An 18,968-nucleotide genomic window follows, 5' to 3' on the forward strand; every position below is an offset into this window, starting at 1 on the left:
GATGAAGAAACTGACAAAAGCACTGGCATTCCTGGGCGTTTTTGTACTGGCGGGGTGCAGCAGCACCCCGGTGAAACAGTATTATCAGTTACCAGTGGTGGCGGCTGCGGACAGCAGCAGTGAACAGACAAGCTTCCGCAGTACCGGCAGTGACAACCGCCATCCGCAGTTATGGATCCAGCGTATCACGCTCGGGGATGTGCTGGGAAATGCCGGGATTGTCTATCAGACCAGTGATGTGGAATACAACATCGGCAGCACTAACTTATGGGCCGGTCCGCTGGAGCAGCAGTTGCTGGAAGTAATGACGACGGAACTCAGTCAGGCACTGCCGGACAGACTGGTTTCGGTGCAGCCGCTGGAAAGTAAACCGGATACCCTGACTGTCACTGTCACCGGTTTCCACGGCCGTTATGACGGCAAAGTGATTGTGGCGGGCAGCTGGATTTACACCCACGGTGACGCGGTTATCCGCCACCCGTTTAATCTGGTACTGGAACAGGCGGAAAACGGCTATCCGGCGCTGGTACGTACGCTGGGGGAAGGCTGGGCGCAGGTATCAAAATCGGTGGCTGACGAGCTGCGTAAATAATTGCTGGTTTACTCTCTGCACCGGATGTGCAGAGAGTAAATTGTCATCAAAATGACAAATTTGTGAAACACGCCACATTAATCCGCTTAATCTGCTGATCGCTAAAACGATTCTTATTTCGTCTGAAACATCCTTCTGAATACCTTTACGGTCCCCTGAAAACTAATAATCTGATTACGCTGGTAAAATAACAGCCCTGTTTTTATTGTGTATTTTTATGAAAAGCGGAACTGACACACCCTGAACCTTCTTTACTTGCAAACTCCGGCCCGAAAGCGTATTTCTATTATGGGTTGAATAAAAATCAACCTGTTTTCAGCACTGAATAACATGAGGGAAGTAACGGCATGAAAAGACAAAAGCGTGATCGTTTAGCCAGAGCATTAACCAAAGGTTATCAGGCGGGTATTTTAGGACGTTCTAAAGAGAGTTGCCCGTATCTTAAAATTGACGAACGTTCTCATTGGTTGGGAGGCTGGCGCGAGGCCATCGATAAAAGGGCGGTCATTGCGTAACCCGGTTTGAAGGATAAAAAACCTCCGCTGTGCGGAGGTTTTTTACGGATAACACCAATAACACCACGGCAGGAAAGATTAAAACGCGCTGGTGTCTTTGAAAAGACCCACTTTCAGATCTGTTGCAGTGTAAATCAGTTTATCATCAACAAAGACTTCGCCGTCACCGATGCCCATGATCAGCTTGCGGTTGATCACACGCTTGAGGTGGATGCGGTAGGTGACCTTTTTCGAGGTCGGCAGTACCTGGCCGGTAAATTTCACTTCACCCACACCCAGTGCACGGCCTTTCCCTTCGCCGCCCAGCCAGCCGAGATAAAAACCGACTAACTGCCACATGGCATCCAGGCCCAGACAGCCCGGCATGACCGGATCATTGACGAAATGGCAACCGAAAAACCACAGCTCAGGTTTGATATCCAGCTCAGCTTCGATATAGCCTTTATCAAAATGCCCGCCGGTTTCGCTCATTTTAATGACGCGATCCATCATCAGCATGTTGCCGGATGGCAGCGGCGGCCCGTCTTCACCAAAGAGTTCGCCCCGTCCTGAGGCTTCAAGTTCTTGCTTTGTGTAGGATTCTTGTTTTGCGACCATAACTCAATCTTTGCCTTGTTTATCAGATAGGCTACACAATAGCTTACACTTGTACGCTGAACAAGTCCGATCAGATAAAAATTGTGCTATTTCCACCAGCGGGAAAACCACGAATTTCTTGGTTTATCCTGATTGTTCGCCAGGAAAATCCGATCCTGAATTATAGCTAACAGGTGTTCTCCGGACGGATTACCGTCCTCTTCATAGTACGGCATATTCATCAGGTGTGAGGCCGCCTGAGAGACGTGGCCTGCTGTCCATATGTGGAATTCACCCTGACGTACCGCTTCAACCACATCATCTGACAGGACCAGGTGACGCTCGTTGGAGGCCGGGATAATCACACCTTGTTTGCCGGTCAGCCCTCTGGCCTGACACAGCCGGAAGAAACCTTCGATTTTTTCATTTACGCCGCCGATGGCCTGCACAAACCCGAACTGGTCAACAGAACCGGTCACGGCAATCTGCTGGTCAACCGGCTGCCAGGAGAGGGCACTGATAAGTGCGCACAGCTCAGCCAGAGAGGCGCTGTCACCATCCACTTCGCCGTAGGACTGTTCAAAGACCACGGAGGTGGAGAACGGGAACGGCTGTTCCAGTTTAAGCTCCGCAATCAGGTAAGCCTGCATAATCATCATACCCTTGGCGTGAATATTACCGCCAAGCTCTGATTTGCGCTCCACATCAACAAATTCACCATCACCGATATGTGCCACACAGGTGATACGGGAGGGCTCTCCGGTCGCTTCCGGGTGTCCCGGATACTGCAGAACGGACAGTCCGTTGATCTGGCCGACAGCACTGCCCTGAGTCTGGATATACACCTGACCCTGAAGAATCTCATCCAGCCCGCGATCGGCCAGATAGCCGTGGCGCCAGCTGCGGTTGTCTTTGATTTTGCGCAGCGCTTCTGCGGTGATGGTGTCCGCAGGCAGCAGGGTGGCGGCATCGCGCAGCAGAGTGGTCAGCCATGTCAGGTCGAGCGGCAGGGTCCTTTTATCTTCCTGAAAACGCATCCCCTGACGGAGCAGCTCATACCAGCCGTCAGCACTGAGCGGCGGCAGCTGATTTTGCTTCAGCAGCCCGTTGACAAACTGACACCAGACGGTCAGCTGTTCTGTTTCTTCCAGCTGACAATCAAATTCATATTCGCCGTACAGCGCTTCTTCGCTCAGTTCCGGCTCGGAGAGCATAAACTCATCCAGACTCAGACGATCGCCCACCACGATGACCCGCAGGTTAAGCGGCATGCTGTCAACCGGGAACGGCAGCGGATGCTGTTCGGTGTGAGCCAGCCAGTCAAAACGCTGTGCGCAGACCATCTGCTTTAAACGCAGCCACATCAGCGGCTGTGCGAGCAGGCTGCGCAGTGACATGATCAGAAAGCCGCCATTAACCTGATGAATAATACCGGGCTGCAACTGCACATGCTGGTGATGGGTATAGACCTGGCCGAACAGCTGCTCCGGTTCAATCCAGTCACAGACAGCAAACGGCTGCACTGCACTGAAATGGCCGTTATCCGACGGTGTAAAGACAAACCTGTGATTATCGAAGTGGTATTCACCGCCCATAGTGCGTTTTTGCCGGATTTTGACTTCCGGTGGCAGTAATTGCGCTATGGTATTCAGGTAGCACTCGCTTTCGTCACTTTTGACCAGCATAAAACGGCGTTTTGCCGCCGGATGGCTGAAAAGTGACAGGCTTTCCTGTAAACGCGGCTGCACGATATCAGCCTGCTGAGCAGGCAGTTCAGAAGCGGTTTGCAGGATGGTGTGGTAACTGTTTTCATCAGGCAGTAATGCCTGCCAGGTCAGCTGTTTAATATTCACTCGGTATTGTCTGCTTTTGATAATGTCGGATTTAATCGTTGCGGCAGGATCTGGTGCTCCCCGCAGTGTGCGGTTATCAGCACCGCCTTTGAATAGTAACGAAAATAGCGGGACATTGTAGCGCGTAAGCAGGCCGGATAGCTATCCTCGCGGCGTTTATTTTTACCCGTCCTGAGCGGAAAGAATTGTGCAGAGGAGCGGTTTTTTACGGGGAATATTGCTATGCTTATGTCAGTGTTACCCTGTCACTGAGAAAAATCATGAAATATCAGCAACTAGAGAATCTTGAATGTGGCTGGAAGTGGGCATATCTGGTCAAAAAACACCGCGAAGGTGAAGAAATTACCCGTTATACGGAAAAAAGCCGGGCTGAGGAAGCAGTGGCGCAGTTACTGAAACTGGAGTCACATCCGGTAAAAGTGACGGCGTGGATACAAAAACATATGGCACCGGGACTGGCGAACCGGATGAGTCAGACTATCCGCGCACGGCGCAAGCGGCATTTTAATGCTGAGCAGCAGCATACCCGCAAAAAATCGGTTGATCTGGAGTTTCTGGTCTGGCAGCGGCTGTCGGCGTTATCACAGCGGCGCGGCAGTACCTTATCGGACACGATTGTGCAGTTGCTGGAAGATGCGGAGCGCAAGGAAAAGTACGCGACGAAGATGACATCGCTGAAGGAAGATCTGCAAAGCCTGCTGGGAACAGACAAAAAATAAACCCCATCCGGAGATGGGGTTTATACAATTCATTGCATCATACAACCGAATTCAGAACTTACTGAGCAGCCTGCTGAGAGACTTGTTCAGTTACACCCTGGATTTCGATTTCAACACGACGGTCTGGTGCCAGACATTCGATCAGAGCAGCGCGCTGTTTGATATTGTCACATTTGTTGCCAGTAACAGGATCTTCTTTACCGCGGCCTTCTGCACGGATGCTGCCGGCTGGGATGCCTTTAGCGACCAGGTAATCTACAACGCTCTGTGCACGTTTCTGAGACAGTGGCAGGTTGTAGTTCTGGGAACCGATGCGGTCAGTGTAACCGATAACCAGGACGTTGCCCTGAGTCGGGTCGATTGACGCCAGTTCGTTGAACAGCTGGTTCAGAGCTTCCTGACCTTCAGCTTTCAGAGTAGATTTGTTGAAGTTGAACAGAACGTCTGAACGCAGGGTGAAACGTTTGTTCTCAACAACTGGTGCAACAACCGGAGCTGGTTCTGCAACTGGTGCAGCAACTTCATCCTGGCCGAAACGGTAAGCAACACCAACACTCAGCATGCCGTTATCAGGACGTGCCATGGTGGTTTCTTTATCGCCGATGTTGTTGATCCACTGATATTCTACGCGAGCTGCGATATCACGGGTGATTGCATACTCAGTACCCAGTGCGAACAGCGGAGAAACGCCAGTGTCGTTATCTTTGATACGCTCACCGTTGTAAGATGCGGTTGCGTCTGCACGCCATACCATTGCACCCAGACGGGTATAAACGTCTAAGTCATCCATTACCGGATAGCTCAGTTTGGTAGTCAGCTGAACGCCCTGTGCTTTGAATGCGCCGTTGTTACCGTCGCCTTTGTAAGGCATACGACCTAACCAGTCATAACCTAATTCAAAGCCCATGTACTGGTTGTGCTGATAACCAGCATAGATACCAGCGCCGAGCTGATCTTTATGAACCGGACCAGTGTTGCCTAAGCTTTCACCGTCAAAACCAGTACCGGTGTTCTGATACTGAGACCAACCTAATTTACCACCGGTATACCAGGTATTGTCTTTTGGAGCTGCCTGCGCAACGCTTGCGAAAGCTGCCACTGCCACTGCTACTGCGATAGCTGTCTTTTTCATTTTACGCCTCGTTATCATCCAAATTGGCTCTGGCTTAATAGCCTTATTATCGCCTTTGGTTTTTAAAAATAGTCAGGGATTATGTGCGCTATTTAGTAAATAGCTCCCAACAGGGAATTTTAAGCACTACCTTAACGGTGTAAAGTCTACAGCGAACTATAAAAGTTACAAGCCTGTCCTGTGGAATTCGACTAAAAAAATGTAAAAAACTGTACTGATTCATAAACATACAAAATAGTCAATTTCTTTGGATATTTGGCTTAACACGTTGAAATAGTGTAATTTTATTAACCAAGCAGAGCAAATGATACGGGCATGTAAAAAACTCTGAGAATATTCTTAATTTTCCTTAATGATAAGGGAAAGAGTGAATTTGTAATGTATTCAGTTGTCGTGCAACAGGTGCACTGTCATGATGCCATTCCTGCGGACGCATAATAAAACCGAGGCAGCCGCCCTGTTCCGCAGCGCGCTGTAACCGGGCATTTTCCTGCTCAGTCAGTACCGGCAGCCAGCCCAGAACCACACTGTAGTTACCGCTGGCGAGTGCTTTCTCCATAGCGACAACACTGTTGATTGCCGGGATGCGGGACAACTGCATGATTTTATCACCCGGCAGCTGATTCTGCGATAACCAGGTGCGGTTAAGTTTTGCACCCGGAGAGAGCCATAACAGCCAGCGGGACTCCCCGGCAAGCTGACGTAATAAAGGAAGCAGAATGTGGGTCAGGACGATATCATTATTGCGATAAACCAGTTCGCTGACCATTCCGTTCAGACGGCGTTCCCCCGCAAGGGCGGGTGACACAGATGCCGGTGTAACAGGGACGTATTCCCGGGTTGCCTGCTGGCGCATAGTTAACCTCACATAGTGATACTGTATATGTGTACAGTATAATCCAATTCCGCTCAGATCAAGTAAATTTTTTCCATACAACTCGCAAAATTCAGGTTTGCCGGATACAAATACGAATTTATCGTTGGCAATCGGGGAAACATTCCTTATTTTGTGGCGACAGCTGAGCTCAGTCAGGGAATGACACAACGATACGTTTAACCTGCTTTCAAAGGACTGATAATATGAAGGATTATTTGAAATTGTCAGATGTTCAGTTTGATCGTCTTCAACACAGCACACAGCCGTTCGGCCGGATCCGCCTGAAATCACAGTTCGGGTGTATGGGATTATCCATTGACCGGGTCACTTTCGCACTGATAGCCAACAGTCAGCTCTGGCTGAAAAGCACAGAGGCCACCCGCGAGCTGTTCTGCCGGCTGGAACTGAGTGACCGGTTTACTTATCCCAAGCGGATCCTGCCGATGCGGATTAACTATTACCGTGTTCCGGACGCGGTATGGCAGTGCCCTCAGCAGAGTGAGTTCCTTTTTTACCAGACCTACCTGCATGCACGGGAACATGCACAGTCACAGCAGCAACTGCCGTCGCGGATTAAAGATCTGCCGAATGTGGACAGAGCTCTGGAACGCCGCTTATGGCAGGCGGGGATCCGCCGGGTGGATGACCTCTATTTGCTGGGTGCCAAAGCGAGCTTTCTGAAGGTCAAAGCCCGGCCGCAGAATGAGCTGAAATTACTGTTTGCCATCGCGGGAGCCATTGAGGGGTGCCACAGTGCGGTATTACCGAAAGCACTGCGGGAGGATCTTATCCATTGGCATGGCCGGCTGAACTAAACGGCGCAGGTATCCCGGGGAAATGTTTTCCCCGGGAAGACATCAGCTGTCCGGTGTTTCTTCCGCCGCAGTCTGTTTTTTGCGGCGGAACCGCCCGGCGGAAGGCTGCAGATTATGCTCTTTATCATTGATCTGCCGGATAAGCCCGGTAATGTCCGGTGTCAGGCTGAGTAACAGGCGAATCTGCTCCAGCACCAGCTGCTCGGTGCTGTTATTGTCACAGGTACATTTATCCAGACGCTGTGCGAGCGCATCTGAAATAGCCTGAATCTGCAAATCTTCCCGATGTCCTTTTTGCAGTGCGGTCTCGATATAGCGGATGGCATCATTCAGCAGACGCAGAATAGTGTCATCCGTGAGCTTGGTGCGGTGAGCCCCGAGCGCGGAAATATAACTGAGCAGGGTGTGGTTGAGACAGAGCAGGCGGAACGCCTCATCCTGAGATGTACGGTAACTGCTCGGCTCTGAGGATATGTTCGCTACCACAGAGGCAAACTCCCCGTCGCTGATATGCGCATCACGGCGGGCAACCCGGTACTCCAGGCTGTCAGTTTTACCGTTGTAATACTGTTGCAGGATTTGTTCCAGATAACGGCCGTTTGCCTGCATGGTGCGGTCAATCACCAGCGGCAGCTGGCGGTATTTCCAGTCCGGCCAGATATAGCTGACAGCAAACCAGGCGAGTCCGCAGCCGATCAGGGTATCGATGATGCGGTGGATGGCGATATCAAACCCTTCACCCAGCAGGTTAAAACTGAACAGCACCAGCAGGGTAATAAAAATAGTGGCCTGGGCGTACTGACTGGTGCGGAACACAAAGAACATCAGCCCGGACAGTACCATCAGAATAAGCTGTCCCTCATAAGACGGCACAAAATACATGATCGGCAGGCCGATAAGGATCCCGGCGAGAGTCCCCACTATGCGCAGCATCAGGCGGCGTCGTGTGGCACTGTAGTTCGGCTGGCAGACAAACAGGCTGGTCAGCATAATCCAGTAACCGCGGGTCAGATCGAAGGTCAGGATAATGGCGTAACCGGCACACAGCAGCAGCGACATCCGGATAGCATGGCGGAACAGGGCGGAGCGTGGTGTCAGGTTCTGCCTGACCCGCGCCCAGATATCACGCAGTCCCTGCAGGTTTTCGTTGGACAGGCGTGCATCTTCCTGCATCTTTTCCGCCGGAAGCTGAGTCTGCTCTGCGGTCAGTCCTTTAAGCTGGGAATCGACACCGCGCAGGTTGGTCAGCAGATGGCGCAGAGCCATGACACTGCTGTTACCGGGCTTTTGCTGCTCCAGCAGGTTGAGGGAGTTTTCCAGATAAGAAAATGTCCGCTCAAAACGCGGGTTATGGTGATATTTGCGGCGCTGCAAAATGGCCTGCGCAACAGCGGCGCAGGCATGTCCCTGCATGGTCATCAGCCGCTGAAAGCGGAACATAATATCGCTGTAACGCAGTTCATTGCTTAAATTCTGATACTGGATATGAGACGAACTCGCCCGCTCGTGAATATCCTGGGCAACAAAGTAATAATGAAGGGCATGGCGGGTACTGCGCTGGCCGCGGTCACCTTTCAGGCGGGAAAACAGGGTCATTTTTGCCTGATGCATGGCTTCCGTCAGTGCGCTGTTCGCCATCGCCAGTTCAAAGACGGACTGCTGATAATCTTCTTCTATATCCGGGTCAAACAGGTTTGCTTTTGCCTCCAGATAATTGGAGAGCTGCATATAATAGCGGGCAAGATTATCCTGCAGCGGACGGACAGGGAAAAACAGGTGCCCGGTCAGGGTCAGCAGGTTATACCAGACCGCACCGGTCAGCAGTAACAGCGGTTGCTGATACCAGTCATCAAACAGGTTTTTACCCAGCATGGTGTAAATCGCGATCAGCAGTGCCCCGAAAGCAATGGTGGCGTAACGCTGTCCGAGCGCACCCAACAGAATAAACCCGCTGGTTGATACCGCAAGTCCTGCCATAAACAGGAGGTGGTGGTCATACAGCAGTTCAATAGCCGCAGACGCGACAAAGAAAGAGATCAGCGTGATAAACAGATTACGCAGACGCCCGGCGAGCCGGTCATCCAGGTCTGTCAGTGCGGCGGCTACCATCCCGAGTGTCAGGGCAATGGTGACTTTCGGCGACATGTGCAGCAGCCACGGCACCAGCGTGGTACCTGTCAGCGCAATCAGGATGCGGAAATAATAAAGAAAATGGCTGTTATAAATATACCGGCTGAAGCCGAGAAACGCTGCAAGCACAATAACCTCAATGAGTCAGAAATACCCTTAACGGGAATTTGGCAGTAAACTAATTGTGTCTTTCCTGTAATATGGCAATGGTATGGCGCTGGCATACGTTTTACCACATCTGGTTTTATCACATATTGATTTCAATCTTGTAACGGTGCGGAACACATGGAATTAAAATCAACACAAATGGGGCAGACACTGGCCCGGCATCCTTACAACCGCGTGCGGTTACTCAACGCAGGTATCGAAGTCAGCGGGGCAAAACACCGGTATGTTATTCCTTTCAATGAGTTAATCAATATTCAATGTAAACGCGGTATCGTCTGGGGCGAACTGGAATTTGAACTGCCGGATGAGCAGGTTGTGCGTCTGCACGGTACCCAGTGGCAGGAAACTCAGGAATTCTATCAGTATCTTACCGATATCTGGTCACGCTGGAGTGGAGAGATGAGCGTGGTCAGCGCGGGTGTGCTGGATAAACAGGTCAGTGAAATTAAGTCGGTGATTCAGGCCGACCGCTGGCTGACACAACCGGAAAGTCAGAAACTCCGTGACAACATTCTGCACGCCTTTGCGGCACTGCCGCTGCCCCGTGCGCGTCTGGCCGGTTTTGATAATTGTGCACAGTCTTATCAGTTTTGTCTGGACTGGCTCAGCCACACCGATGAAAAACGCCGTCAGCGCAACCGCGAATGGACACAACAATGCCTTGAAACCTACGTGGATTTCTTTGCCGGTGTGGAATCCTCCCCGCTGAATACTTCGCAGAGTGAGGCGGTGGTTAATGGTGAGCCTTCCGTGCTGGTACTGGCGGGAGCCGGAAGCGGTAAAACATCGGTGCTGGTGGCACGGGCAGGCTGGCTGCTGCGCCGTCAGCAGGCGCTGCCGGAGCAGATCCTGATGCTCGCCTTCGGGCGGCAGGCGGCGGATGAGATGAATGAACGGATCCGCACCTGTCTGCACACAGAAGAGATCCGCAGTAAAACCTTTCACGCCCTCGCACTGCATATTATCCGCGAAGCATCCAATAAATCGCCGGTTATCAGTGCGCTGGAAAGCGACACAGCCGCCCGTCATGAACTGATTAAATCCGTCTGGCAGACTCAGTGCCGTGAGAAAAAAGCACAGGCAAAAGGCTGGCGCGAACTTATCAGCGGCAGTATGAACTGGCTGGTGGATGAGGAGGAATACTGGGAAGATGAAACCCTGTGCCGCCGCATGGTGCCGAGGATTGACCGCTGGCTGAGCCTGATGCGCATGAACGGCGGTAGTCAGAAAGTGATGATTGAGTCCGCACCGCCGGATATTGCACCGGAATTCACAAAACAAATCAAACTGATGGCGCCGTTTTTAAAAGCCTGGAAAAGTGCCCTGAAAGACGAGGGGGCGACAGACTTCTCCGGGCTTATCCATCAGGCGGTGAACCTGATTGAAAAAGGGCGCTTTATCTCGCCGTGGAAAGCGGTGCTGGTGGATGAGTTCCAGGATATCTCACCGCTGCGGGCAAAACTGATCCATGCCCTGCGGGCCCAGAACCCGCAGACCACACTATTTGCTGTCGGTGATGACTGGCAGGCTATTTACCGTTTCAGTGGTGCGGAACTGACACTGACCACGGATTTCAGCGCGGTCTTCGGCGAAGGGGGACAGTGTGCGCTGGATACCACATACCGCTTTAACAGCCGTATCGGGGAGATCGCCAACGAATTTATTCAGCGTAACCCGCAGCAGTTAACCAAACCCCTGAACAGCCTGACGAAAGGGGATAAAAAAGCGGTGCTGTTACTGCCGGACAGTCAGCTGGAAGCATTACTGAATAAAATGAGCGGTTATGTGACCGGAGAAGAAACGGTTCTGATCCTGGCGCGTTATCACCACCTTAAACCGGAGATTCTGTCGGTGGCAGCAACCCGCTGGCCGCATCTCAATATCCGTTTTATGACCATGCATGCCTCGAAAGGTCAGCAGTCGGATTACGTCATTATTACCGGACTGACGGATGAACGGGACGGTTTCCCGGCTGCAGCACGGGAATCGGTGATTGAGCAGGGATTACTGCCGCGGGAAGAGGAGTTTATACATGCCGAGGAGCGTCGCCTGATGTATGTGGCGCTGACCCGGGCAAAAAAACAGGTCTGGTTGCTGTATGACAAAGACTCGCCGTCCTGCTTCGCGGAAGAACTGGCGGATATGGGCGTCAGCCGGGTGAAAAAGCCCTGAAATATGAAAGAAGCGGCGGTAAATTATCACCGCCGCAGAAAGCCGTTACTGAGTCCGCTCACTTAAATAGCGGTTGTAATCCGGAATAACAATATCCACATCGTTATCGAAATCCGGCGAGTGAATAATAAAATCAGCTGTGGACATATTGGTTGCCACCGGGATATTCCAGACGGTCGCCAGGCGCAGCAGCGCTTTCACATCCGGGTCATGAGGCACGGCATTGAGCGGATCCCAGAAAAAAATCAGCACATCAATTTTCCCTTCCGCAATCATTGAGCCTATCTGCTGATCCCCGCCCATCGGCCCGCTCAGCATGCCGGTGATTTCAAGCCCGGTTTCGCGGCTGATCAGTTTGCCGGTAGTGCCGGTGGCGAACAGCTCATGGCCTTCTAATTTAGCCAGATTGCGTTTAACCCAGTCCAGTAATTTGGTTTTATAGTGATCATGAGCCACAAGGGCGATTTTTTTATGCTTGGTCAGTACTCGGGTGGTCGATTCCATAACGCTCTCTTTTCCGGCGAATAAAATGTTATTCAATAACATAAGCGAAAAAAAGGGTTCCGCCAACAGGTGATTTTCAATTCAGTATGCTATAACTCAGATTGTTGCGCAGGATGATAAAAGAGGCTTCTATGAATGACACATTTCTGACCGGTATTCTTCAGCAGGTAAAAACGATCGCTGTGGCGGGGGCGAGTGATAAACCGGACCGCCCTGTTTATCATGTGATGGAGTATCTGCTGGGACAGGGATACCGGGTGATTCCGGTGAATCCGAAACTGGCGGGAAAAACCCTGATCGGGCAGATGGTGTATGCCACGCTTGCCGATATTCCGGAGCCGGTGGATATGGTGGATGTTTTCCGTAATGCGGATGCCGCACCGGGTATTGCGCAGGAAGCGATTGCCATAAAAGCGAAAGTGCTGTGGCTGCAGCAGGGGATTATCAGCAGTGAGGCGAAAGCGCTGGCGGAAAACGCCGGGCTGCTGTTTGTTGAGGATCGCTGCCCGAAAATTGAGATCCCACGTCTGGGGCTGGAAAAGTAAGTAAAAATAAAGCCCCGGCATGTGAGTGGCGGGGCTCTTCGTATTGTTAATTGCGCAACCGGGGAGACTGTAACTGGTTGCGGATGGACTCAGCCAGTTCATCCATAGTGATGTTATCGGGGTGGTCTTCATCCATCTCATAGGTGATCTGGGCTTCTGCCAGATAGCTATGGATAGGCTCACCGTTATCGTCTTCCATCACGACGTGGTACCAGGGCGCAGAGCGCAGGTTCATATTGGATGCGATGTCGTCCTCTTCCGGCTGATCCAGTGAGTATTCAGCATCAATGTCGACAATCACGCCCAGGTAGCCAAGCAGCTTATGGCGAACTTGTTGTCCGATACCGAACTTACTTGAAATCATCATAATCACCTCCGAAGAAACTTTGCTCTGTTACTAATATGGGGGGTACTGATGACAGATTCAATCCCTTAACAGATTGTTGTTTCCTATCACTGCAATCAGCAACAGCTGACAATTTCAGGTTATCGGGGAGTGGGTAAAATTACAACCGGCGGACAGCGATACAGATTAAAATAGTGACATTTTCGGAAAAAGGAGCGATATAATGAAGATCGGACGACATTTTGCCGTATACGGACGCGTTCAGGGCGTTGGTTTCCGCTATCAAACGTTTTACTGGGCAAAACGCCATAATGTGACCGGTTTTGTCCGCAATCGTCAGGATGGCAGTGTGGAAATTGAAGCGTATGGCGATGAAAGTGTGCTGGAGGCCATGACCGCATGGCTGGAGGCGGGCGGGCCGCCGGGGGCGAAAGTGACAGATATCATCGCAACCCCCTGTGATTACAGGGAAGTTGCGGTATTCCGTGTCCGCCACGAATAAACGGCGGTCAGATACATTTCACCGGTTTCGGCAGACCGGCCAGCTTTGTTGCCTGTTTGGCCGGGCCTTTCGGAAACAGGCGGTACAGATAACGACTGTTCCCGCGCTCCTCGCCATACTTCTGTGTGATGGCTTTCACCAGCATGCGGATAGCCGGTGAGGTATTAAATTCCAGATAAAAATCCCGCACAAAGCGGATAACTTCCCAGTGCTGTTCTGTCAGGGTGATTTCTTCCTGTTCAGCCAGCAGCGGCACCATTGCTTCCTGCCAGTCCTGCACATTGAGTAAATAGCCGTGGGGGTCAGTGGCGATTTCACGCCCTTCAAACACAAACATAATCTGAACCTGCTGAAAATGAGAATGAAAATGTAGCAAAAATCTGCCGCTACCCCAAGCATCAGAAGAAAGAAAGCGGTGATAATGATGATAAAATCAGCTAACACATTGAGAAATGACTAAATTTCCGGCATTTAAACTATCCGGGACTTTACAAGGCACAGTGAGGGGACTATAGTGCACGTCATTGCGGAGGGGTGGCCGAGCGGCTTAAGGCAGCGGTCTTGAAAACCGCCGACGGGAAACCGTCCGAGAGTTCGAATCTCTCCTCCTCCGCCATCTCAACGTCTCCCAGTATCTCCTGAAGTCTCTCAATTCCTGATAAATCATTCCTTACAGTAACGTTATTTGCCCGGCTATCAGCGAAAACCTCACCAAACTGCACAGTATGAATTTCGCTGAAGTCAGATATAACAGAGTGCAGGGCGTGATATTATGATGGTGCCACTTCGCTTTGTCTGATTCGTTCCGTATTGGGTCACCGGAGTTTTATGTTTAACTTTTAACAATGTTAGAGGTTTAAAATATATTTCAGTTCTTTTATTTTTTCTTTTTGCGGCGACTGATGAATATCTGCACAGTAGCTTTTTTCATATTCATCGATTAAATTTTCCACAGAGAGTCTTTTGTTCGGAACATCCATTTTTAAATCATCTCTTGCTTCCTGCTGTAAACGCATACTATCGTAACCGCTCATTTTAGGTATTTCATCACCAAAAACAGATGTTACCCCATTCATGCGAAAATTAACCTTCGCTTGTTGATCTCCGATTTCATCAACGGCAAGCCTGCACTTCATATATTTTACGACTTTCGTTTCCTGAGTATCGCAGCCTTGTAATAAAATACATCCGATTGTAACGACAATAATACCGAAAATTTTCATCCCTCAGATACCCTTAATTTAATGGTAATAAAGTGTGATTTTCTCACAAAAAATTATCCGTGATAAATAAAAGGTTTCTCTGTTCCCTGAACCGAAACAGTTTTCTCAGATAATTTTCTTCAGGCGAACTGTCCACTCCGGCCGGAAGCTGATGTCGCCGCATTCAGCATCATGCTGCTGATTAGCACAATATTTTTTCCGGCAATATTTCCCTTCCCGTTTCGTCAAAAATGTCGATTATTGTTGTCTGACACATCAAAAAACCGATCCTTCATTGATTATAAAGCTATTTTTTACTGGCATGTAATATGCATAGATGACATTTCTTTTCTTACTCTTTTACTCCCTGGTCAGGGGAAAGGACGTCAAATGAATAAAGTCATATCTGTATGCCCGTATTGTGGTGCCGGTTGTAAACTGAATCTTTGTGTTGAAAACGGAAAAATAATCAAAGCAGAAGGTGCTGATGGTGTTACCAACCAGGGGCAGCTGTGTCTGAAAGGGTTATATGGCTGGGATTTTCTTAATGATAACAAGTTACTGACAGCCAGAATAAATCAGCCGATGATCCGCAGAGAAAAAGGCGCACCGTTTGAAGTTGTCAGCTGGCGGGAGGCGATTAATTATACCGCTCACCGGCTGAAACAGATTAAAGAAAAGTACGGTGCAAAATCCATTATGTGTACGGGCTCCTCACGCGGAACCGGCAATGAAACCAACTTTGTGATGCAGAAATTTGCCCGTGCAGTATTGGGTAACAACAATGTGGATTGCTGTGCCCGGGTGTGTCACGGCCCGTCAGTGGCCGGATTACAGGTGACATTGGGTAACGGGGCAATGAGCAATTCCATCGCGGATATTGAACACTCCGGTTGCCTGCTGGTATTCGGGTATAACTGTGCGGATTCTCATCCTATTGTCGCCCGCCGGGTGATAAAAGCAAAAGAGAACGGCGCGGAAATTATTGTCTGCGACCCGAGAAAAATAGAAACAGCTAAAATTGCCACACAATACCTTCCTCTGCGGAACGGTACCAATATGGCGCTGGTTAATGCGTTCGCCTATACCTTAATCGATGAAAATCTGTATGACAAAAATTATGTCAGCCGGTTTACAGAGGGATTTGAGGAGTACAAAAAAGCCGTTCAGGATTACAGCCCTGAAGTGGTTCAGGATATTACCGGCATTCCGGCCTCACAAATCCGTCAGGCGATGAGAACCTATGCGCGTGCAAAAACCGCAACCATTATGTGGGGGATGGGGGTGACACAATTCGGGCAGGCGGTGGATGTCGTCAAAGGCCTTTCCGGACTGGCGTTATTAACCGGCAATCTGGGAAAACCCGGTGTGGGGGTTGCACCGGTCAGAGGGCAGAATAATGTTCAGGGTGCCTGTGATATGGGGGTACTGCCTAATATGTTCCCCGGCTATCAGAATGTGACAGATGAAAATGTCAGACGTAAATTTGCGCAGGCATGGGGGATCCCGTATGAATCCCTTGACCCTGAGGCGGGCTACCGTATTACGGAAGTCCCGCATCTGGCCATTGAGGGAAAGGTAAAAGCCTATTACATCATGGGGGAGGATCCGCTGCAGACAGAAGCGGATTTACAACTCGTCCGCAATGGGTTTGATGCCCTGGAATTTGTGGTGGTGCAGGATATCTTTATGACCAAAACAGCGGAGCAGGCCGATGTTATTCTGCCGTCAACCAGCTGGGGTGAGCACGGCGGTATCTTTACCTGCGCGGACAGGGGCTTTCAGCGGTTTGAGAAAGCCATTGAACCACAGGGAAATGTAAAACGGGACTGGGAAATTATCAGTCTGCTGGCGACAGAGATGGGATACCCGATGTCTTATACTGACAACAAAGAGATTTGGGATGAACTCAGAGAACTGTGTCCGCTGTTTTACGGTGTCACCTATGAAAAACTGGAAGGGCTGGCACATATTCAGTGGCCGTGCCCGTCAGAAGATCATCCGGGGACACCATACCTCTATCAGAATAACGTCTTTGATACCCCGTCAGGCAAAGGACTGCTGTTTGCCGCACCGTGGCGGAAGCCGGCGGAACTGCCGGATGATGAATATCCGCTGATCCTTTCCACTGTCCGTGAGGTCGGGCACTATTCATGCCGTTCTATGACCGGTAACTGTAAGGCGCTGGCATCTCTGGCTGACGAACCGGGATATGTGCAGATGCATCCGGAAACCGCAGGAAAGCTGGGAATTAAAGACCAGGATATTGTGTGGGTGGAGTCACGCAGAGGGAAAGTGATGTCCCGGTGCAGTATCAATGAAACGATTAATAAACCAGCGGTTTATATGACATATCAGTGGTGGATTGGTGCCTGTAATGAACTGACACAGGATAATCTGGATCCGGTATCCAAAACACCGGAAACTAAATACTGTGCGGCGAGAGTGATCAGAATTGATAATCAGAAAGAGGCCGAAGCTCTAGTCAAAGAAAAATATGCTGTCATGCGGAACCGGTTAATCGGTTTAGTTGAAACAGCAGAAAGCCAGATTCAATAAACGGAATACATTTAATACCATGTGACCACAGGGTGTTTTACAGCACTCTGTGGTTTTTTATACCACATCATTACTGAATGAAACACAAAAAGCCGGCAGCCGCCGGATGCAGATGAGTCCCCTGTGATTACTGGTGTCATCGTCAGCCGGAAAATGTCCCCTGCCGGTTATTTCTGCCCGCACATAAAACAATATTTCCGTTTTCTGTGATTTTCCTCAAATAATCAAAAAGATATTTCGCTAAGATAGCGCTCTTAAAGGAGCGATGTCTATGATAAGTTTATCTCATCTATCCGGTTTATTCTTAGGGGTATTACTGGGTTTTGTTATGCAGCGCGGCCGCTTTTGTTTAGCCGGTGGTTTGCGCGATCTCTATCTCTTCCGCGACAGCAGAATGCTGATTGCTATTCTGATTGTCATCTCTGTCCAGAGTATCGGACTCTTCATTTTTTCTTATTTCGGTATTGCAAAAATCCCCGGAGGCACATTTCCCTGGCTGGCAACTCTGGCCGGCGGATTACTTTTTGGCATGGGGATGGCATTTGCCGGGTCCTGCTCAACCGGTGCTTATTACCGGGCTGCGGAAGGATTGGCAGGCAGCATTACAGCCGTCGGCGGTTTTATTATTGCCAGCTGGTTTATCCGTCAGTCTGCCGTAAAACAGGTCTTTTCTCCGGTTACCACACCGAAGCTGGATTCCCCGACTATCACACAATCACTGAATATCCCGCCGTATATCGCGATTATTGTTTTGGTGCTGCTGACGGTTTTTCTGGTGAATCGTCACCTGAATAAATACAAATCTGTTCACATTCCCAAAATGAAAGCCCGGAAAACCGGGGTCGCTCACCTGCTGTTTGAAGCCCGCTGGCATCCGTTTGTTTCTGCCCTGATAATTGGTGTCATTGCTCTGCTTGCCTGGCCTTCAAGCCTGGCGGACGGACGTGTCGGCGGGTTAGGGATCAGCGGCCCGAGCGCACAATTATTTTCACTGGTGACGGCCGGCGACCTGAAATTCTTTAACTGGGCGGGTTATCTGCTGATCGGGATTTTTGCCGGGGCGTTTATCGCCGCAAAAGGCAGCCGGGAATTTCGTTTCCGCAACCCGGGTTTTCCCGTGATGATAAAAAGCCTGACCGGCGGATTACTCATGGGTATCGGCAGCGGCCTTGCCGGCGGCTGTATGCTGGGAAATACCTTAGTCAATACGGCCTGGTTCTCCTGGCAGGGCTGGGCGTTTATTCCCTGCATTATCGCCGGCAGCTGGATTGTCAGTTATTTTACGATCATACGTCCTCAGAAAATAAAGTAATAAGGTGAAACTATGAATACGCTGGAATTAGATACCCGCGGGCACCTGTGCCCCTTTCCGTTAATTGAAGCAAAAAAAGCCATTGAAACATTAGCGACCGGTGATGTACTGGTCATCAAATACGATTGCGCTCAGGCGACGGAAAATATTCCGCGCTGGGCGGCAGAAGCCGGCCATGAAGTTACTGATTTTGAACAAATCGGTGATGCGCAATGGCGGATGGAAATTAAAAAAGGGTAACGAAATGATGGCGGCCTGAAAATCGTTGCACGGAACTTTTCCGGACAGAAAAAGACGGAATTGTTCACAGGCAAATTTGAGGTCGCATCGCTCACCGGTACGCAGTGAAACACGTTCTTATTCCTGCATCTGCGCCGTTAATACACTGACCTTCTCTTTCAGCAGATTCGCCATATCCCCGCCGTGACCATCGAGTATTTTACCGATAT

19 protein-coding genes and 1 tRNA gene are annotated in these 18,968 nt (G+C 50.2%); 11 read left to right on the forward strand and 9 right to left on the reverse strand.

Annotated elements, in window-relative coordinates; all coding sequences use genetic code 11:
• The first annotated feature begins 1 nt into the window (after position 1).
• Together pqiC and rmf are read left to right on the forward strand one after the other, a co-directional pair.
• Complete coding sequence (gene pqiC / locus GN208_RS05020; protein ID WP_004235863.1) at positions 2–592, forward strand: membrane integrity-associated transporter subunit PqiC; 591 nt, start codon at positions 2–4, stop codon at positions 590–592.
• Positions 593–939: 347 nt separating this feature from the next.
• Positions 940–1,107, forward strand: coding sequence for a ribosome modulation factor (rmf, locus tag GN208_RS05025; protein WP_015422581.1), 168 nt, complete (start codon positions 940–942; stop codon positions 1,105–1,107).
• A gap of 78 nt (positions 1,108–1,185) precedes the next feature.
• On the opposite strand, the gene fabA is transcribed toward rmf, so the two are convergent.
• On the reverse strand, positions 1,186–1,704 hold the full coding sequence (fabA, locus tag GN208_RS05030) for a bifunctional 3-hydroxydecanoyl-ACP dehydratase/trans-2-decenoyl-ACP isomerase (RefSeq protein ID WP_004241796.1): 519 nt from the start codon (positions 1,702–1,704) through the stop codon (positions 1,186–1,188).
• 86 nt (positions 1,705–1,790) lie between these two features.
• Entirely contained in the window at positions 1,791–3,536 is a 1,746-nt protein-coding gene (locus GN208_RS05035; protein ID WP_015422582.1) for a Lon protease family protein, read from the reverse strand.
• A 260-nt stretch (positions 3,537–3,796) separates the two neighbouring features.
• Here GN208_RS05035 and matP point away from each other — a divergent pair, with 260 nt between their 5' ends.
• Positions 3,797–4,255, forward strand: coding sequence for a macrodomain Ter protein MatP (matP, locus tag GN208_RS05040; protein WP_015422583.1), 459 nt, complete (start codon positions 3,797–3,799; stop codon positions 4,253–4,255).
• 58 nt (positions 4,256–4,313) lie between these two features.
• Here the strand turns inward: matP and ompA are convergent, their stop codons facing one another.
• Entirely contained in the window at positions 4,314–5,387 is a 1,074-nt protein-coding gene (gene ompA / locus GN208_RS05045; protein ID WP_004235868.1) for a porin OmpA, read from the reverse strand.
• Between the two features lie 349 nt (positions 5,388–5,736).
• The gene (sulA, locus tag GN208_RS05050) at positions 5,737–6,243 is read right to left on the reverse strand and encodes an SOS-induced cell division inhibitor SulA (RefSeq protein WP_004235869.1); all 507 of its coding nucleotides are present in this window, start codon (positions 6,241–6,243) and stop codon (positions 5,737–5,739) included.
• A gap of 224 nt (positions 6,244–6,467) precedes the next feature.
• Between sulA and GN208_RS05055 the strand changes: the two genes are divergently transcribed.
• Positions 6,468–7,079 carry a TfoX/Sxy family DNA transformation protein gene (locus tag GN208_RS05055; RefSeq protein ID WP_004235870.1) on the forward strand — a complete coding sequence of 204 codons (612 nt, stop codon included), beginning with the start codon at positions 6,468–6,470 and terminating at the stop codon, positions 7,077–7,079.
• Between the two features lie 42 nt (positions 7,080–7,121).
• Here the strand turns inward: GN208_RS05055 and yccS are convergent, their stop codons facing one another.
• The gene (yccS, locus tag GN208_RS05060) at positions 7,122–9,338 is read right to left on the reverse strand and encodes a YccS family putative transporter (RefSeq protein WP_015422584.1); all 2,217 of its coding nucleotides are present in this window, start codon (positions 9,336–9,338) and stop codon (positions 7,122–7,124) included.
• A gap of 156 nt (positions 9,339–9,494) precedes the next feature.
• Here yccS and helD point away from each other — a divergent pair, with 156 nt between their 5' ends.
• Positions 9,495–11,549, forward strand: coding sequence for a DNA helicase IV (gene helD, locus GN208_RS05065; RefSeq protein WP_243828307.1), 2,055 nt, complete (start codon positions 9,495–9,497; stop codon positions 11,547–11,549).
• A gap of 45 nt (positions 11,550–11,594) precedes the next feature.
• Here helD and GN208_RS05070 read toward each other — a convergent pair whose 3' ends face one another.
• Positions 11,595–12,053 (reverse strand): methylglyoxal synthase, encoded by a 459-nt coding sequence (locus GN208_RS05070; protein ID WP_004241804.1) that lies wholly within the window; start codon positions 12,051–12,053, stop codon positions 11,595–11,597.
• Positions 12,054–12,184: 131 nt separating this feature from the next.
• On the opposite strand from GN208_RS05070, the gene GN208_RS05075 reads away from it, so the two are divergent.
• On the forward strand, positions 12,185–12,598 hold the full coding sequence (locus tag GN208_RS05075) for a CoA-binding protein (RefSeq protein ID WP_004235874.1): 414 nt from the start codon (positions 12,185–12,187) through the stop codon (positions 12,596–12,598).
• Between the two features lie 46 nt (positions 12,599–12,644).
• Here the strand turns inward: GN208_RS05075 and hspQ are convergent, their stop codons facing one another.
• Entirely contained in the window at positions 12,645–12,965 is a 321-nt protein-coding gene (gene hspQ / locus GN208_RS05080) for a heat shock protein HspQ (protein ID WP_004235876.1), read from the reverse strand.
• A gap of 202 nt (positions 12,966–13,167) precedes the next feature.
• On the opposite strand from hspQ, the gene GN208_RS05085 reads away from it, so the two are divergent.
• Positions 13,168–13,446, forward strand: a complete 279-nt coding sequence (locus tag GN208_RS05085) for an acylphosphatase (protein WP_004235877.1) — start codon at positions 13,168–13,170, stop codon at positions 13,444–13,446.
• 7 nt (positions 13,447–13,453) lie between these two features.
• Here GN208_RS05085 and tusE read toward each other — a convergent pair whose 3' ends face one another.
• Entirely contained in the window at positions 13,454–13,783 is a 330-nt protein-coding gene (tusE, locus tag GN208_RS05090) for a sulfurtransferase TusE (protein WP_004241806.1), read from the reverse strand.
• Positions 13,784–13,974: 191 nt separating this feature from the next.
• Between tusE and GN208_RS05095 the strand changes: the two genes are divergently transcribed.
• Positions 13,975–14,062, forward strand: a tRNA-Ser gene (locus GN208_RS05095).
• 232 nt (positions 14,063–14,294) lie between these two features.
• On the opposite strand, the gene GN208_RS05100 is transcribed toward GN208_RS05095, so the two are convergent.
• Positions 14,295–14,669 carry a hypothetical protein gene (locus GN208_RS05100; RefSeq protein WP_015422585.1) on the reverse strand — a complete coding sequence of 125 codons (375 nt, stop codon included), beginning with the start codon at positions 14,667–14,669 and terminating at the stop codon, positions 14,295–14,297.
• Between the two features lie 369 nt (positions 14,670–15,038).
• Between GN208_RS05100 and fdhF the strand changes: the two genes are divergently transcribed.
• From fdhF to GN208_RS05115, 3 genes are all read left to right on the forward strand, one after another.
• The gene (gene fdhF, locus GN208_RS05105) at positions 15,039–17,207 is read left to right on the forward strand and encodes a formate dehydrogenase subunit alpha (RefSeq protein ID WP_004235882.1); all 2,169 of its coding nucleotides are present in this window, start codon (positions 15,039–15,041) and stop codon (positions 17,205–17,207) included.
• A gap of 271 nt (positions 17,208–17,478) precedes the next feature.
• On the forward strand, positions 17,479–18,519 hold the full coding sequence (locus GN208_RS05110) for a YeeE/YedE family protein (protein WP_004235883.1): 1,041 nt from the start codon (positions 17,479–17,481) through the stop codon (positions 18,517–18,519).
• A 12-nt stretch (positions 18,520–18,531) separates the two neighbouring features.
• A complete protein-coding gene (locus GN208_RS05115) occupies positions 18,532–18,759 on the forward strand; it encodes a sulfurtransferase TusA family protein (protein ID WP_004235884.1) in 228 nt (75 codons plus the stop codon).
• The last annotated feature ends 209 nt before the right edge of the window (positions 18,760–18,968 follow it).

The organism is Morganella sp. HSTU-ASny43 (genome assembly GCF_022819185.1).
Taxonomy (GTDB): Bacteria; Pseudomonadota; Gammaproteobacteria; order Enterobacterales; family Enterobacteriaceae; genus Morganella; species Morganella morganii.